Source organism: Exiguobacterium sp. LL15 (assembly GCF_024436095.1).
GTDB lineage: Bacteria > Bacillota > Bacilli > Exiguobacteriales > Exiguobacteriaceae > Exiguobacterium_A > Exiguobacterium_A indicum.
This window is the reverse complement of record NZ_JANFNX010000001.1, coordinates 822135-837630: the sequence shown is the minus strand read 5'-3', so window position 1 is coordinate 837630 and position 15496 is coordinate 822135. Positions and strand designations below refer to the sequence as shown.

At 46.6% G+C, this 15496-nt stretch carries 19 protein-coding genes; 4 read left to right on the top strand and 15 right to left on the bottom strand.

Going from position 1 to position 15496, the window contains the following annotated elements; genetic code table 11:
- Positions 1–102: 102 nt before the first annotated feature.
- Positions 103–1254, top strand: coding sequence for a tRNA(Met) cytidine acetate ligase (locus NOM72_RS04085; protein ID WP_255997873.1), 1152 nt, complete (start codon positions 103–105; stop codon positions 1252–1254).
- On the opposite strand, the gene NOM72_RS04080 is transcribed toward NOM72_RS04085, so the two are convergent.
- Genes NOM72_RS04080 through NOM72_RS04060 form a run of 5 tightly spaced genes read right to left on the bottom strand, consistent with a single transcriptional unit; the run spans position 1227 to position 4090 of the window.
- On the bottom strand, positions 1227–2225 hold the full coding sequence (locus NOM72_RS04080; protein ID WP_023468815.1) for a SepM family pheromone-processing serine protease: 999 nt from the start codon (positions 2223–2225) through the stop codon (positions 1227–1229). The genes NOM72_RS04085 and NOM72_RS04080 overlap by 28 nt on opposite strands.
- A complete protein-coding gene (gene coaD / locus NOM72_RS04075; protein WP_023468816.1) occupies positions 2225–2716 on the bottom strand; it encodes a pantetheine-phosphate adenylyltransferase in 492 nt (163 codons plus the stop codon). Before coaD ends, NOM72_RS04080 begins: the two co-directional genes overlap by 1 nt.
- Entirely contained in the window at positions 2713–3294 is a 582-nt protein-coding gene (rsmD, locus tag NOM72_RS04070) for a 16S rRNA (guanine(966)-N(2))-methyltransferase RsmD (protein ID WP_082202518.1), read from the bottom strand. The genes coaD and rsmD overlap by 4 nt, the downstream gene beginning before the upstream one ends.
- A gap of 46 nt (positions 3295–3340) precedes the next feature.
- Positions 3341–3598, bottom strand: coding sequence for a YlbG family protein (locus NOM72_RS04065; protein WP_023468818.1), 258 nt, complete (start codon positions 3596–3598; stop codon positions 3341–3343).
- A 24-nt stretch (positions 3599–3622) separates the two neighbouring features.
- A complete protein-coding gene (locus tag NOM72_RS04060) occupies positions 3623–4090 on the bottom strand; it encodes a YlbF/YmcA family competence regulator (protein ID WP_217448912.1) in 468 nt (155 codons plus the stop codon).
- Positions 4091–4185: 95 nt separating this feature from the next.
- On the opposite strand from NOM72_RS04060, the gene NOM72_RS04055 reads away from it, so the two are divergent.
- The gene (locus NOM72_RS04055; RefSeq protein WP_241492307.1) at positions 4186–4932 is read left to right on the top strand and encodes an ATP-grasp domain-containing protein; all 747 of its coding nucleotides are present in this window, start codon (positions 4186–4188) and stop codon (positions 4930–4932) included.
- 110 nt (positions 4933–5042) lie between these two features.
- Positions 5043–5393, top strand: coding sequence for a YugN family protein (locus NOM72_RS04050; protein WP_023468821.1), 351 nt, complete (start codon positions 5043–5045; stop codon positions 5391–5393).
- Between the two features lie 146 nt (positions 5394–5539).
- Here the strand turns inward: NOM72_RS04050 and NOM72_RS04045 are convergent, their stop codons facing one another.
- The 9 genes from NOM72_RS04045 to cyoE all read right to left on the bottom strand — a co-directional run bounded on the left by NOM72_RS04045 (position 5540) and on the right by cyoE (position 12833).
- Entirely contained in the window at positions 5540–5797 is a 258-nt protein-coding gene (locus NOM72_RS04045) for a hypothetical protein (RefSeq protein WP_023468822.1), read from the bottom strand.
- Positions 5798–5803: 6 nt separating this feature from the next.
- On the bottom strand, positions 5804–6409 hold the full coding sequence (locus NOM72_RS04040) for an SCO family protein (protein ID WP_023468823.1): 606 nt from the start codon (positions 6407–6409) through the stop codon (positions 5804–5806).
- 12 nt (positions 6410–6421) lie between these two features.
- On the bottom strand, positions 6422–6883 hold the full coding sequence (locus NOM72_RS04035; protein WP_023468824.1) for a DUF420 domain-containing protein: 462 nt from the start codon (positions 6881–6883) through the stop codon (positions 6422–6424).
- An 18-nt stretch (positions 6884–6901) separates the two neighbouring features.
- On the bottom strand, positions 6902–7807 hold the full coding sequence (gene ctaG / locus NOM72_RS04030; RefSeq protein ID WP_255997868.1) for a cytochrome c oxidase assembly factor CtaG: 906 nt from the start codon (positions 7805–7807) through the stop codon (positions 6902–6904).
- A gap of 131 nt (positions 7808–7938) precedes the next feature.
- Positions 7939–8268 carry a cytochrome C oxidase subunit IV family protein gene (locus NOM72_RS04025; RefSeq protein ID WP_023468826.1) on the bottom strand — a complete coding sequence of 110 codons (330 nt, stop codon included), beginning with the start codon at positions 8266–8268 and terminating at the stop codon, positions 7939–7941.
- 1 nt (position 8269) lies between these two features.
- Positions 8270–8899 carry a cytochrome c oxidase subunit 3 gene (locus tag NOM72_RS04020; RefSeq protein ID WP_023468827.1) on the bottom strand — a complete coding sequence of 210 codons (630 nt, stop codon included), beginning with the start codon at positions 8897–8899 and terminating at the stop codon, positions 8270–8272.
- Position 8900: 1 nt separating this feature from the next.
- Positions 8901–10769, bottom strand: coding sequence for a cytochrome c oxidase subunit I (ctaD, locus tag NOM72_RS04015; RefSeq protein ID WP_029342162.1), 1869 nt, complete (start codon positions 10767–10769; stop codon positions 8901–8903).
- Positions 10770–10804: 35 nt separating this feature from the next.
- On the bottom strand, positions 10805–11836 hold the full coding sequence (gene coxB / locus NOM72_RS04010; protein ID WP_081637364.1) for a cytochrome c oxidase subunit II: 1032 nt from the start codon (positions 11834–11836) through the stop codon (positions 10805–10807).
- 64 nt (positions 11837–11900) lie between these two features.
- On the bottom strand, positions 11901–12833 hold the full coding sequence (cyoE, locus tag NOM72_RS04005) for a heme o synthase (protein ID WP_023468830.1): 933 nt from the start codon (positions 12831–12833) through the stop codon (positions 11901–11903).
- 325 nt (positions 12834–13158) lie between these two features.
- Between cyoE and NOM72_RS04000 the strand changes: the two genes are divergently transcribed.
- On the top strand, positions 13159–14052 hold the full coding sequence (locus NOM72_RS04000) for a COX15/CtaA family protein (RefSeq protein ID WP_023468831.1): 894 nt from the start codon (positions 13159–13161) through the stop codon (positions 14050–14052).
- A 46-nt stretch (positions 14053–14098) separates the two neighbouring features.
- Here the strand turns inward: NOM72_RS04000 and NOM72_RS03995 are convergent, their stop codons facing one another.
- Entirely contained in the window at positions 14099–15454 is a 1356-nt protein-coding gene (locus tag NOM72_RS03995; RefSeq protein ID WP_255997864.1) for a cryptochrome/photolyase family protein, read from the bottom strand.
- Between the last annotated feature and the right edge of the window lie 42 nt (positions 15455–15496).

The following is a 15496-nucleotide window of genomic DNA, read 5'->3' as shown; positions in this document are numbered from 1 at the left end:
CAATGTTTTTTCTTTACACTGAAATCGCTAGAGAACGAACACTTTTGGACGTCTTTATCCATATTACCGCACTTAATTCGGTTTGCAAAGGAGAAAGTTTTCATGAGGATGACAGCTATCATTTCAGAGTACAATCCGTTTCATAACGGACACTATTATCAAGCGACAACAGCACGACGGGAAACGGATGCCGACGTCATCGTCGCCATCATGAGCGGGACGTTCATGCAGCGTGGTGAGCCCGCCTTTACGGATAAATGGACACGTGCTCAGGCAGCCGTCGCGAGCGGTGCCATCGATCTCGTTCTTGAACTTCCCTTCTATTTTGCTGTCCAGCGTGCTGATCGCTTTGCACTCGGTGGTGTGACGATTGCCGAGACAATCGGCTGTCAGTCGCTTTCGTTTGGAAGCGAGTGTGGAGACATCGAACCTTTTCTGCATGCGGCAGCGGAACAGATCGAAGAGACACCTGCATACAAGCAAGCGTTACACGATGGATTATCAGCGGGCCTCTCTTCTGCTCACGCCGCCAGTCAAGCATTCAGGAGCGTCTCACAGACGCTTGATTTGACACAACCGAACAATACGCTTGGCTATTATTACGCTCGCGCCGCAAATACCCTATCGCTCCACACGACGAAACGGATTGGAAGTGGCTACCACGACTTATCCACCGGGGACATCATGAGCGCCACCGCGATACGCGCCCATCATCAGACACACGGTCAGCTGCTTGCACTTCCTGAACAGACCGAAGACGTCTTAGCAAGTGCCTCTTTCGCCAACTTCTCGCATTATTATCCATGGATTCGACAACGTCTACTAACGACTCCAGTACCCGAGTTGATGCGAATCGCTGGGATCGACGCTTCGTTAGCACCACGACTCATCGAAGGGGCTAAACAAGCAACGACGTTCGACACCTTTCTGAATTACGTCAAAACACGCCGTTATACGCGGACGAGCCTGCAGCGTGCCTTGATCTATCTATTGACCTCAACGACGGCAGAGGAGGTCGCACGGATCGATTACGACCATGTTGATTTCGTTCGTCCCCTCGCCTTTTCAGAACGAGGACAACAGGCACTCAAAACCATCAAAACGCGGACTGCCGTATTCAGCACCTTCACGAGTCATCCTTGGCTAACGAAAGAAAGCCAAGTGACAGCTGCATATGCACTGCCCTTGGCTCGCTACGACGCGTTGCTTGAACACCGTCGCTTTCCTTATTTCGCTGGAAGTTCTTCTAAATAATCAATCGCATCTTCGACTGTCTTGATCGGAACGAGCTTCATGTTCGTTCCGAGTTTTTTGATGGATGGTTTTGCTTCTTTGTAGTTCTCTCCTGCTGGTACGAACATGATTTCTGCTTCTGCCTCGTCTGCAGCGACCACCTTTTGCCACGCTCCACCGATTGGTCCCACCTTGCCACCTTCTTCAATGGTTCCTGTGCCGGCGATTTTATGCCCTTTCGCCAAATCTCCCGGCGTCAATTGATCATAGATTTCAAGAGTGAACATCATTCCTGCAGAAGGTCCCCCGACGTCTTCGACCTGAAACTCGATCTCAGGATCCGTCTTCACGTTCGAGATCGGGAGCGGTTCGTAAATGCCGAGCCCGACTCGCTTGACCTCTTTAGATAACTGATCCACTCGAATCGTCGTCTTCTTGTCTTCCGATTTACGCGTGAACTGAATCGGAACAGCTGTTTTGGCTTTTTTTGCTTGAATCGTCTTCATGAAACCTTCAAATGACGTAATCGGTTTTCCGTCAACACTTGTAATCCGATCCCCTGCCTTCAGTTTCCCTTCGGCTGGACCACCGGGAATGACGCCGGAGACGTAGACCCCTTCGAAATCGACATCGACCTTTTGATCCGCTAATTCATACGCTTCGATTGTTGCGTTATGTTGTGCTTCTTCCATATACAGCTTCTGACGCGTTTCATACTGCGCGTCCGACTCGCCGTCGTACAGATAATCACTTACACTCGATGTTTCGGAGAACGGTAGAAATAAGCTTTCAATGAGAAAGTAAGGCGTTGCCCGACGTTGTGCGATCGTCAGCATCATCAAATCTCCCGGTTCCTTGTCGCCTCCAGATACTTCAATCAAATCTTCCGTCGACGTCGCGTCACCCGGATAGGAGATGAAATAAGGAAGTGGTAAGAAAAATACGATCAAGGCAGCGATGATCGCTGCTAAGGCAGGTTTCCAAGCTTTCATCACAGTTCTCCTTTCGCATATTTCTGACGTAGCGCCTCTTCGACGGAAGGCGGTACGAGATCGGCAACGGAAGCACCATATTTGGCAGCTTCCTTGACGATCGAAGAACTCAAGAAGGAATACTGATTATTCGTCATCATGAATAGTGTCTCGATTTGATCGTTCATCTTCTTGTTGATAGAAGCGACTTGCATTTCGTATTCAAAATCCGAAACTGCTCGTAAACCGCGTACGATCGCGGTTGCTCCAACTTCCGCCGCATAATCGACCAGTAGACCATTAAAGGAATCCACCTTGATTTGAGGTAGGTGCGATGTCACATCGGCAATTAACTCCATCCGTTCCTGGACAGAAAAGAGTGGTTGCTTCGAAGAATTATTCAGTACGGCAACGATGATCTCATCAAAAATCGGAACGGCACGCTCGATGATGTCTAAATGTCCGTTCGTGATCGGATCAAAGCTACCTGGGCAAATGGCGATTCGTTTCATTCGTGGTCTTCCTCCGCTTCCATGAATTCGTACAACGTGATCGAGATGACAGCGGAATAACGAAGTCGACGCACGACTTCTAGTCGTCCGATTTGGTCCGGCAATTCAACCGCTGAGTCATGTTCACAGACGATGACACCATTGTCCGTCAACATGTCGTGTTGCTCTATGTACGTGACATGTTCCGTCAATCGCTCTTTTGCATAGGGAGGGTCTAAATAAATCAACTTAAACGGCTCTTCAGATGCGAGTTCCGCTAAAGCGATCGCTACATCTTTTTTCAAAACACGTGCTTGGTCCGTATAGTGCGTCGTTCGTAAGTTATCTTGGATCGTTTGGACCGCTTTATGGTGTTGGTCGACGAACACTGCCTCATCGCATCCTCTTGAAAGAGATTCAATCCCAAGACCACCGCTCCCCGCAAACAGATCCAGTGCTCGTCCTCCGTTGAAATAAGGACCGATGACGTTGAATAAGGATTCTTTTACCTTATCCGTCGTCGGTCGTGTTTGATCCCCTGGTACTGCTTTTAATCGTGTACCTTTCCGTTCCCCTGAAATGACTCGCATTTCCTTCATTCCTTTCAACAAAGAAGCGACGAGGATGTCCTCATCGCTCCATGGATTATGCTTCTTCTGGCATTTTACCTTTTTTGTTCGCGAACGTCTCCGTGATGAACGGTCGTTCTGAACGTTTGATCGATTCGACGAACGGGAGAGTCGAAATGACTTCCATCACCTGTTCATGCTGATCTAAATCGACATACAGATGAACGTATCGTTCACGTTTAGACGTAAAGTAGACGTTCCCGTAACGGCGTAATTGACGGGATGCTTTCATCGCATTGACATAGACGATGAGTCCCACTCGTTCCTTGATCACGCCAGCCTACCCCCTTCACCTTCGTTATCCGCTACAGCTACAGCTGCCACCGGTCGAACAACCTCCAGCGCATCCTTGATCGAAGAAAGGATTTCCCGTCGGTACTTTAATTTGCGGTGATACTTCTCCAGCGAGCTTCAGACTGATTTGTCCGAGTAACGTCTCGAGTTGTTTTTCCGCCTTTTTAAACTGCGCGACTTCCTCTTGTAAATCAAGTCGCCGTTTGACTTCATGGACCCTTTTCGTGATCGTCTGATAGTCAGGATGATACCGTCCGAATCGCTGTACGAGTTCGTAGTCCTCCTTGACTTGATGAAAATCGCGAATGACAGCCTGTGCCTCTGTTGACTCTTGCTGTGCTTGTTTCGCACATCTATATGCTTGCCCCGTTTCACTTTGAGCGAGAGATCGAATGAGGTCTTCCGCTGCGTTGATGAGGTCAATCGTCTTATCGGTATATATCACAACGAATCTCCTCCTTAACTTTACCATCTTATCATAACATTTCTCTCCCTCCTAGCCTGTTGAATTGTGTATAATTTGTTCAGAAGGAAGGAATGAACTTTATGCAACTGCTCTCTTTTAATATGTTCCGGACGATTGGAATCAAGACGGAACATGCCAAATCAGATTATCACTTTGATTCCTTGAAAAAAATCGAACAGGCGGATGTCGTCCTGTTCCCGGAATACTGGCAAATCCACTCAATCATCTACGGAATGAAAAAACCGATTTTCCCGTCGGCTGCTACGTTCCACTTAGGTCATGACAAGATCGAGATGACGCGGATTTTTCAAACCGTCATTCCGGATAACATCCCTCGAACCGGCATCTATGGAAAAAATGAATTCACCGTCGAACGTGTCTTACGTGAATTTTCGTTTCCGTTCGTTGCGAAGACAGTCCGTAGCTCCATGGGACAAGGTGTCCATCTCATCAAAAATGAAACAGACTGGAAGAAATACACGGATACACACGAGACGTTCTACATTCAGGAGTACATTCCGAATGAGAAGGACTTACGTGTCGTCGTCGTCGGCGATCAAGTTCTTGCTGCGTACTGGCGCGTCGGTGGTGCTCAGTTCTTAAATAACGTCGCTCAAGGTGGTGTCCTTGATTTTGATGATGTGCCACAAGGAGCGATCGACTTCGTGCTCGCTCTCGCGAAACAGCTCGATATCGATCACGCTGGTTTTGATCTCATCATCCGTGACGGACAGTGGTACGTTCTTGAGTTCAATGTCTTCTTCGGTGGGGAAGGTCTCAATCACCTTGGTATCCACGCACCGGATACGATTCTTGAATATGTCGAACGAAAATATGGAAGTTCATGAATTCTTCAAAATGACTTCACATCTTTTACGTCATCGTTTCATTCATTATGGTATGATAGTTTGGAAAGACTAGTATCTACTAGCAAACTGGGGTATAGGGGGATTCAAACATGAAGTTTGAACAATATGGCATCGAAGGCAAGGAACTGAAGTTCGGTCTTCTCGAAACAATCATGGAACATCACCGCTTCGTTCGTGAAGGACAGTGGGATTACGAACGCGCGATGTACGACATGAAATATGAAAAACAATCAACAGGTGAAGTATTCTACCTGCGTGTTCCTGTCTATGCGATCCAAGGCGAGATTGAAGACCGCCATGCTGTCGTTCGTATGATGACACCACTTCTCGGTAAACACTACTATCCACACGGTGTCGAGTATGATGAGACGTTCCCTCCGGAAATCGTCAAAGACTGCGAACGTCGTTTAGCAGCATTGCTCGAAACACTCGAAAAATAAGATCCACACGTAGAGGTTCCAATGAGGAGCCTCTATTTTTTTGTTTTTCATGCCAAACAAAAAAGCTAACGACCTCGCATCATCCACGAAATCATTAGCTGTTCTGTCCACCTGATTGTTATTCCTTAATACACGCGAAATCGCTTTTAACGCGCGACGAATTGTACATAAGATACGACATCGTCTCCGAGCTGAATCCCAAGCTGCTCGCGTACATGAAGATAAAGTGCGTGAAGTGACGTTGCCGGTGCATTGACCTTTACGCTAAATGCAATCTCTTCCCGGTCCATCCGTTTGATCCGGGAGTGATGGATTCCATAATCCTCGATCGCACAAGCAAGTAATTCCTCGATGGCTTGAATAGAGACGGTAACATCTCCTTGCATGTACTCTTCATAAGTCATCTACCTTCACTCCTTTGCTAATTGTGTGACCGAAGACATGACCTCTTCTAAGTCGACCGGTTCATCCGGTGTCTTCGCCATAGACGAAATCGCCCGTACTTTATTCTCACGGTCCAAAATGAACATTTGTGTTCCGTGTGTCACCAAGCCGCTCTCAGCCTTCGAGTAATAGAAATTCAACTGACGTGTCAAACGATCGATGACGACTGGATCTCCCGTCAATACTCTCCACCCTTTGGCATCTGCTTCAAAGTTCGAAGCATACTTTTTCAAGACTTTCGGTGTATCCACTTTTGGATCAACCGTCACTGCGACGAGTTCGACGTCACTTCCGTACAATTCTTCGCTCCGAAGCTTCTTCTCAAGCTTACGGTAATCATTTAACGTCAACGGACAAATATCAGGACAGTTCGAGTAGAAGAACGTCAACACTTTGACTTTTCCGTCTTCCGAATTGAATGATTTTCCGTCTACGGCATTCGTTAATTCAAATGGTGTCGGTTCAGCGATGACAGGTAACTTTTCTTTCATGAAGAAATAATAATATCCCCCGGCTGCCGCAACTAAGATAAGGACGACGGCAGCGACCGTCAAGTAACTATTCTTTTTCAAGTTGGCTCCCCCTTAATGACTCCAGATCGCCCGGAATACGTTCGTCGTCTCACCCGGATCGTAGACGACATATAGTAAGCAATACACGATCACACCAGTAATGGCTGTCAAAAACCAAACGATTGAGGCAACCGGTCCGATTTTACGGTGACGTGCAAAGTTCTTCTTATACGCGTGATAGAGTGCCATCAAACCGAGCACCCCACCAGATGTCGCAAGAAGAATGTGGAAGATCAAGAATCCTGTGTAGTAAGCTTTGACGGACTCTGGACCGCCAAAGGCTGTGTTACCGAGCAGAATCGTCCGCAAGGCATACATGATGAAGAATAATAAAGCGAGTGCAGCTGCAATCGTCATCACGGTTTGGTGAGCTTTCATGTTACGACGCGTTTGGGCGATTAAAAACCAGCCAATCGCTACGAAAATCGCACTGATGACAATCAGCGACACACAAATCAACGGCAAATAACTCATGTTCCAACTTCCTCCAATTTAATCCGCTTTTGGTGTGAAGGACATGCCTTCATCCACGGCAGTACTTTTTGAACGGCGCACCCATGTAAAGAAGGTCAGTCCGAAGAATAGACCATACACGAGTTCTTGACCGAGCTTCATGAGGACACCACCAAAGCGTTGGTCCTCTAATAAGTCATCTGTCGTTCCGAGCAATCGTTCCAGGTTCAATCCGCTTAAATCATTGTTCGGCATACAGTAAGCGAGTACTTTCGCGAATGTCGCCGGATCCTGATACGCTTGATACTGAAAACTTTGACTGAAGATCATGAAGGCACAGGCTGGTGTCAACAACACACCATTCGCTACGATGTAGACCATCTTCTTCAGGTCAGAAAGGCTGTCCGCCTCATTGACCGGTGCAATGATCGGATACCACATCGTCATACTCAAGAAAATCAATGTTCCGTGGAACAGACGGTGAACGGTATAGTTCGTCAAGACATAATCAAAAATAAATGGCATGTGATAGAACGTAAACAAGGCATTAAAGACGACAAGTGCAATCAGCGGCTTGATGAAGAAGCGAAGAATCCTACCAAGATACGGTGTATCGAACAAGCGCTTATAAAGCCACTCTGGTATCGCAATCAACAAGAGCGGCGGTGCGACCATATAGACGAATACCATCTGCAGCATGTGTGCTGAGAACGTGATATGTGCTAGCAGGTCTAACGGACTTCCAAAACCGATGTAAAAAACGATCAATGCCGCGAGCATCGAAAACTTTTGCCCAAGCGTTGTTTCCTGCTCATCCGGACGACGCAACTTTTCTGTCACGACAGCATATAGGATATACAATCCAACGAGTATCAACGCATAATACGGACTCCATAAGACAGTCCATTCGAATTGCGAAAGTGCTCCCCTTAAATTGCCTAACATATTTTTTCACCCCGTTCCTTTCTCTTACAAACTAAGATTACCGTTCCCCTATTTCATTGTAAAGGTTTCTCATAAAACGATTCCAAAATAAAAGACCATCCTGCTAAACGTTAGCAGAATGGTCACATTTCTTACCAGATCAACAGACGAAGCGTCGCAACGATCGTCAAGGCGACGAATACACCGAGACCCATCATGACTTTGATCCATGTGTTGCCTTTGTTGTTCATATGCATGAACATGTAAAGCTGCAGGTAAACCTGAACGATTGCCATGATGATCAAGAAACCACCAGCTGCCCAGTGCGGCATGAGATCAGCCATGACAGCACCGAAAGCGATGAGCGTCAAGAAAATCATGAGTGCGAAACTGATGAGTTGCAGTTGTGTCTCACGACCACGTTCTGCTTTCATCTCAAGCTCGATTTGATTGCGCGTAAGTTGCGGTTCGTGTTTTTCCATCTTATTTCACCATCCCCATGAGGTAGACGACTGAGAAGATAAAGACCCAGACGACGTCAATGAAGTGCCAGTAAAGACTTGAAACATAGTACTTCGGCGCATTCACGACCGTGATGCCACGGTTCCAGTTCCGGATGAGCAATGTCGAGATCCAGAGAAGACCGAACAAGACGTGCGCACCGTGGAATCCGACGAGAGTGTAGAAGGCAGAACCAAATGCACTCGACGTGAACGTATGACCGATGTGGTAGTAGTGATTAAACTCATAAATCTCACCACTTAAGAATCCAAGACCGAGAAGCAATGTGATGATGAGCCAAAGCTTCATCTTTTTCACATCATTACGTTTCATTGCCATCATTGCAAGAACGCTTGTTAATGAACTCGTCAAGAGAAGCATCGTCATGATGAAGACGAGACCCATTTCAAAGATGTCATAACTGCGTAATCCTTCTTTTGCACCGGAGTTATGGAGACCGATGTATGTCCCGAAGAGAGAGGCGAACAAAGTCGTCTCTCCTCCAAGGAAGAACCAGAAGGCTACATATTTATTCTTACCCTCAAGTGTCGCTTTTTCAACATGATCCGGAATACCGGTGATCGGGTTATTCGGTACTGAATGATGACCCATCTTACTTCGCCTCCTTTTCTGCTTCAAGGCGTAGATCTTCTTCGACGACTGATTTCGGGATGTAGTATCCTTCATCGTCAATCCAAGAACGGAAGAACATCGCGATCAATGTCATCGCAAGACCAATCAAGGCAACGACGAGACCAACAGTTCCATAGTCTAGGCGAAGAATGAATCCGAGACCTGCAAGGAATAGACCGACTGACATGACGAATGGCAAGATCGTGTTATTCGGCATGTGGATATCGCCGACTTCTTCCGATACAGAAACTGTTTTGTTTCCTGCCATTTTTTCGAGCCAATACGTATCCAAACCTTTGACGAGTGGGATTTGAGCGAAGTTATACTCTGGAGTTGGAACTGGAAGTGTCCACTCAAGTGTACGTCCATCTCCCCAGACGTCGCGTTTTACATATTCTTTTGACATCAATGCTGCTGCAATCGAAATGACGAGAACGATCGTCGACACACCCATGAAGGCTGCACCGATTGATGAAAGTAAGTTCATTGTTTCCCAGCCTTGGTTTGGCAAGTACGTGAAGACACGACGTGGCATACCTGTAAGACCAAGAATATGTTGCGGGAAGAACGTCAAGTGGAAGCCGATGAAGAACAACCAGAATTGAATTTTTCCCCAGAATTCGTTGAGCTGTTTCCCGAACATAAGTGGGAACCAGTAGTAAAGACCTGCGAAGAGACCAAAGACAACCCCACCAACGATAACGTAGTGGAAGTGAGCTACTACGAAGTAACTGTCATGGTACTGGTAATCGGCAGGTGCAACAGAAAGCATGACCCCTGTCATACCACCAACAAGGAATGATGGAATGAACGCGACCGAGTAAAGCATTGCGACTGGGAACGTCAATTTACCGCCCCATAGCGTAAAGAGCCAGTTGAAGATCTTGACCCCTGTCGGTACGGCAATCGCCATCGTTGCTACGGCGAAGATCGCGTTTGCGACCGGACCGAGACCAACTGTGAACATGTGGTGGACCCATACCATGAATCCGAGGAAACCGATCAACATCGTCGCAAAGACCATCGTCGTGTAACCGAAGAGACGCTTACGAGCAAATGTAGGAATGATTTCAGAGAAAATACCGAATGCCGGTAAGATCAAGATATAAACTTCCGGGTGACCGAAGATCCAGAAGAGGTGTTCCCAGATGACGATGTTCCCGCCCGCTGCCGGGTCGAAGAAATGCGCTCCGAAGAGTCGCTCGAACGTCAAGAGGAACAATCCAACCGTAAGTGGTGGGAATGCGAAAACGATCAAGGCAGAAGCAACGAATGCTGTCCATGTGAAGAGCGGCATCCGCATCAGTTTCATACCTGGTGCACGCATGTTCAAAATCGTAACGAGGAAGTTAATCCCCCCCATAAGTGTACCGAAACCAGAAATCTGAAGACCCAACGCGTAGAAGTCTACACCGAGAGACTCAGGTACCGTCGAGAGTGGTGCGTATGCAGTCCACCCTGCGTTCGGTGCAGCGCCGAAGAACCAAGAAAGGTTCAACAAGACTCCACCGAAGAAGAACAACCAGAAACCAAGTGCATTCAAGAATGGGAACGCAACGTCACGTGCCCCGATTTGAAGCGGTACTGCTGCGTTCATGTATCCGATCAACATCGGCATCGCTGCCAAGAAGATCATCGTCGTACCGTGCATCGTAATCAATTGGTTAAAGAGTTCACCGCTGACGAAATCGTTCATCGGTTTAATCAATTGAAAACGAATCATTAGGGCTTCTACGCCACCGACTAGAAGGAAGAACAATCCAGACATGATGTAGAGAATCCCGATTTTCTTATGGTCGACTGTCGTTAGCCAGTCCATGATGCCGCTTTTTTTCTGCGGCATACCCATAGTATGTGTCCCCACTATGATTCCCCCTTAAAAAATTATTGGAGCTTTTTGTCCAATAGATAATCTGCCAATTCGCTCAATTCTTCATCGCTGATCTGATCTTCAGAGAATCCAGGCATTTTCGTACCTTGCTTCTCTTTTTGAGGATCGCGAATCCATTTTTCGAGGTTTTCTTTATCATGGTCGAGGTAACCCGCGATACGTTGACGATCACCGAAGTTCGTCAAGCTAGGTGCGACTTTCCCGCCACCATGACAGCTGAGACAGTTCTGGGCATAGACTTTCTCGCCAGTCGTCCAGTTCTTTTCATTCTTTTTATCAAGCTGCTTCGTCTCTGCTTCTTTCGCAGCTTTCATATCTTTCAACCAGTTGTCGTAGTCGTCTTGTTCAAGTGCAACGACTTTGAAGTCCATCAATGCGTGAGAAGGACCACACAACTCGGCACATTTACCGTAGTAAGTGCCTGCTTCTTTTGCTTGTAACCACATTTCGTTCTCAAGACCTGGGTTCGTATCTGTTTTACCAGAAAGAGCTGGTACCCAGAATGAGTGAATGACGTCTTTAGACGTCAAGTTAACAGCAACACGTTTACCGACTGGGATGACAAGTTCTTGTCCTGTCGAAACACCTTTGTCTGGGTATTCGAACTCCCACCAGTAGAGGTTTGCTGTAACGTTGATTTGTTCGTTTTTCTTCGCTTCTTTTGCATCTGCGAGTTCAACCGTAGTTTTGATCGTCGGAATTGCAAGAACGATCAAAAGAAGAATCGGAATGACTGTCCAGATGATTTCAAGCGTATGGTTCCCTTCGACTTGCTTCGGAACCGTGTTATCACCTGATTTACGACGGAATTTCATAAGTACGTAAATATAAATGACGGCTACGATCGCAAGGACGAACAACATGACCCACAAGCTAAGCTTGATGATCTCAAGTTGCATCTCAGCGCCTTCTCCGCGAGGCTGTAGCGCAGACAATTCCGGAATTCCACAACCTGATAACATGAGTGCCATCAAGCCGATTGGAAGAAGCCGGAAGAGCATTTTTACTGATTTTTTCACAACCATCCCCACTTTCTTTGTCCCCAATTTTGTCTTTCGTAATGGTGTACGTGAATTATGTCAAATCGTTTTAGAGAGAAACGAGTACGACCGTCACGATCCAAGCCGTGAAATAAAACAGTGAGAAGAAGAACATCTTCGACGCCCATTTGATTTCGGCTTGTTCATCTTGGATCTTCAGACCTTTCAGTCCCATATAGAGCCAATATCCACCGAGCAATGCCATGACGATCATGTAGATGATGCCATAGTGTGCTAAGAGGAGTGATGATGGAATGAGTACTGCAATCCACCATACAATTTGTCGTTTCGTGATCGCGAATCCGTTTACGACAGGTAACATCGGGATACCTGCTGCCCGATACTCCTCTGTCCGTCGCATCGCGAGTGCAAGGAAATGTGGTGGTTGCCACACGAACATGATGAGGAATAAAATCCACGCATCAATGTGAAGCGTCGGAGTGACTGCCGCAAATCCAATGATTGGTGGCACAGCTCCTGATATACCACCTACGACTGTATTGATCGTGTGCGTCCGCTTTAACCACATCGTATAAATCACGACGTAAACGAATGATCCGATCAATCCGAACACTGCCGCCACATGGTTGACGATCAACAACAATACCGTACCGGTCGCAAGAATACCGAGTCCTAGTGCGAGTATCCGCTGTCCATCCATCTTCCCAGTAACGCTTGGTCTTCCCATCGTCCGTTCCATCTTGTAATCGATGTCCCGGTCAATGTAGTTATTGAGGTAGCAACTTCCGGCAATGACCAATCCACTCCCGAGAAGCGTCCACAGTAACATCCACTTGGTTTGCCACAAGTACAACAGGACATCATCCGTTATGTACGATGCTGCTACGACATACCCCGCGAAGACCGTAATTAGATTGGCACGAACAATCCCCATTTTTGCTAGGGTAATATAGTCCTTGAATGTCGGCTGATCTGCTTGCTCGATCGCCATATCCAGTGCCTCTCCAGTAACTTTCGCCATGCTGTTCCCTCCTTTTCACCGTCTGCTTCCGTTTAGCACCTAAGCTTCACGTAATTTCTTCACAGAAATAACACAGACATGCCACGAAACGCCCTTTTCTCTATAAAAGATACCACATATCGAGGACCGTGACGTATGAAAATACTTTCGACATAATGAACAAAATGTGAAATCTATGTGATTTTCATCACAGTTCACCATATTTACCTAATACTAGAATAGCGTTGTTCTAAAAGATTGCAACCCTTTCAGTACTTTTTATGCGATACTAGACCTATGGAAATCCATGTATTTCGTATTTTTTTAGAAAGGTGGTGTCCAAATCTTGAATCGAAAACTTTCGATGTTTTCAGCCTTCGTCACGTTTACGATGATGATCGTCTTACTGATGGGTGGGACAGTCACAAAAACGGATTCGGGAGATGGTTGCGGAACGGATTGGCCACTCTGTCACGGGGAACTCATTCCGACGAACCCAAGTGTTGAAACGATGATTGAATATAGTCACCGCGCTGTGACTGGAGTCGTTGGACTCTTAATCATTGCCTTATGTCTCTGGACGCTCGTTGCCTTCAAGGATCGATTAGATACGAAGATCTTTGCGTTTCTTGCTTTCATCTTCATGTTGATTCAATCAATCGTCGGTGCTGGAGCAGTCGTTTGGCAACAATCAGACCTCGTCATGGCGTTACATTTCGGGATCTCTTTGATCTCCTTTGCTTCGCTATTGATTTTGACACTGTTGATCATGGAGCGTCCGGGTCAGGAATTCAGGGAATCTGTCCCAGCATTCTTACGGAAGCTCTTGTATGGTCTACTCATCTATACGCTGATCGTCGTTTATACGGGTGCTTACGTACGCCACGTCGGCGCTACATATGCTTGCGTTGGTTGGCCTGTCTGTTCTCAACCGTCCATGACGTTCGAAGCGTGGGTGCAGATGATTCACCGGATCATGGCAGGATTATTGTTCCTGTTTACCTTATTCGTCCATGTCGTTGCGATTCGCTTAAAGCATCGGACGACAACGATTGGTATGGCATTCGCGACGTTCTTCATCTCGTGCCAAGTCGCCACTGGGGCTTGGATCGTTCTTGGTGGACATGCTACGTATGTGCCGTTACTCCACGCCTTCTTGATCACATGTTACTTCGGTGTCTTATCTTACTTGACGTACCATGCATTCCGAACGCGTAAGGCAAATAGTCGTCTTCAATAAGGTCATAAAAAAGGATGTCCCTCGCTTGAGGGACATCCTTTTTTCGTTATTTGAATCGAGCAATCGCACGCTTTCGCGCTTCGTCATGTGCGACGATTGGTTCTGGATAGCCATAATCCTTGCGTTGCTCAGCAGTCGGTTCATGAATATACTGCTTTGATAAATCCTTGATTTCCGTGACATACTTTCGAATGAACGCTCCATCCTTATCGAACTTCTTCGATTGAGTCGTCGGATTGAAGACGCGGAAGTACGGGACGGCATCCGTTCCGACTGATGCTGCCCATTGCCAACCCCCGATGTTTGATGCCGCTTCATAATCAACGAGTTTCTGCTGGAAATATTGTTCGCCTTTCTGCCAATCGACCAACAAGTCTTTTGTCAGGAAAGAAGCGACGATCATCCGTAGACGATTATGCATCCACCCTGTTTGATTCAATTGCCGCATCGCTGCATCAACGATCGGATAGCCCGTCTTGCCTTCACACCACGCCTTGAAGCCCTCTTCATCTTTCTCCCATTCGATTTCCCGATATTGCGTATTGACGGCTTGTCGTTTTGATTCCGGGAAATGCATTAAAATCATGTAATAGAATTCACGCCAGATGAGTTCGGTGATGAAGGTCTGTTTCCCTTTTGATTCTTTTGCCTCCTGAACAGCTGCATAGACGGTCCGAATGCCGATTTCTCCAGTCCGTAAATAGCGAGAAAGTAAACTCGTACCGTCGACAGCAGGAAGATCACGGTTCTCTTCATAATCTTCAAGCGATTGTTCGACGAATTTCTTCAAGCGTTGTTTCGCCTGCTTTTCACCAGGATGGAAGACGGCTTCCGACTCTGCCTTTTTAAAATAAGCGTTGATGAAACTATTATCGTGCTGACGCTTTTGATAATGATCCCGCAGCGTTTGCCACTTGACTTCATATGGTGCAGGAATGTCTTTTTTCATGAATGCATTCTTATATGGCGTGAATACTTTATAGAACTTTCCATCTTGCTTTTTAATGTCATGCGGGTGAAGAAGATGCCGGTCTAGTAGTCGCTCCGTCTGACGATCTTTACGCTTTTTAATGATTTTTTCATCTCGCGTCTTGAATGGTTCGACATATTCCGCATTAAATAATAAAACGTCCGCATCACCAGTTGCGTCTAAGAAAGCCTGTTCATCGCCTTCGATGAAACGGATTGGCATCTCTTTCTCTTTGCAGGCATCAGAAAATATTTCGAGCGCTTGGAAGAAATATTGTTGCCGTGCTTCATATTCTCCGATGTAATCCGGATTGAGCCAAAAGACGAACTCGACCGTCGCCTTCGGATTTTCATTTAGTAATTCAACAGCACGTGCCAACATGTGGTTATCTTGTAATCGAAAATCACTTCGTACCCAACAAATAATGTTCAATCGTATCCTCTCCCACTACGTATTGAATGAAAAACAGGCAGC

Coding starts and splice junctions, on each gene's coding strand:
- NOM72_RS04085 (WP_255997873.1), top strand. CDS start 103: ATGAGGATGACAGCTATCATTTCAGAGTACAATCCGTTTCATAACGGA.
- NOM72_RS04080 (WP_023468815.1), bottom strand. CDS start 2,225: ATGAAAGCTTGGAAACCTGCCTTAGCAGCGATCATCGCTGCCTTGATC.
- coaD (WP_023468816.1), bottom strand. CDS start 2,716: ATGAAACGAATCGCCATTTGCCCAGGTAGCTTTGATCCGATCACGAAC.
- rsmD (WP_082202518.1), bottom strand. CDS start 3,294: ATGAAGGAAATGCGAGTCATTTCAGGGGAACGGAAAGGTACACGATTA.
- NOM72_RS04060 (WP_217448912.1), bottom strand. CDS start 4,090: ATGGTAAAGTTAAGGAGGAGATTCGTTGTGATATATACCGATAAGACG.
- NOM72_RS04055 (WP_241492307.1), top strand. CDS start 4,186: ATGTTCCGGACGATTGGAATCAAGACGGAACATGCCAAATCAGATTAT.
- NOM72_RS04050 (WP_023468821.1), top strand. CDS start 5,043: ATGAAGTTTGAACAATATGGCATCGAAGGCAAGGAACTGAAGTTCGGT.
- NOM72_RS04045 (WP_023468822.1), bottom strand. CDS start 5,797: ATGACTTATGAAGAGTACATGCAAGGAGATGTTACCGTCTCTATTCAA.
- NOM72_RS04035 (WP_023468824.1), bottom strand. CDS start 6,883: ATGAGTTATTTGCCGTTGATTTGTGTGTCGCTGATTGTCATCAGTGCG.
- ctaG (WP_255997868.1), bottom strand. CDS start 7,807: ATGTTAGGCAATTTAAGGGGAGCACTTTCGCAATTCGAATGGACTGTC.
- NOM72_RS04025 (WP_023468826.1), bottom strand. CDS start 8,268: ATGGAAAAACACGAACCGCAACTTACGCGCAATCAAATCGAGCTTGAG.
- NOM72_RS04020 (WP_023468827.1), bottom strand. CDS start 8,899: ATGGGTCATCATTCAGTACCGAATAACCCGATCACCGGTATTCCGGAT.
- ctaD (WP_029342162.1), bottom strand. CDS start 10,769: ATGGGTATGCCGCAGAAAAAAAGCGGCATCATGGACTGGCTAACGACA.
- coxB (WP_081637364.1), bottom strand. CDS start 11,836: ATGGTTGTGAAAAAATCAGTAAAAATGCTCTTCCGGCTTCTTCCAATC.
- cyoE (WP_023468830.1), bottom strand. CDS start 12,833: ATGGCGAAAGTTACTGGAGAGGCACTGGATATGGCGATCGAGCAAGCA.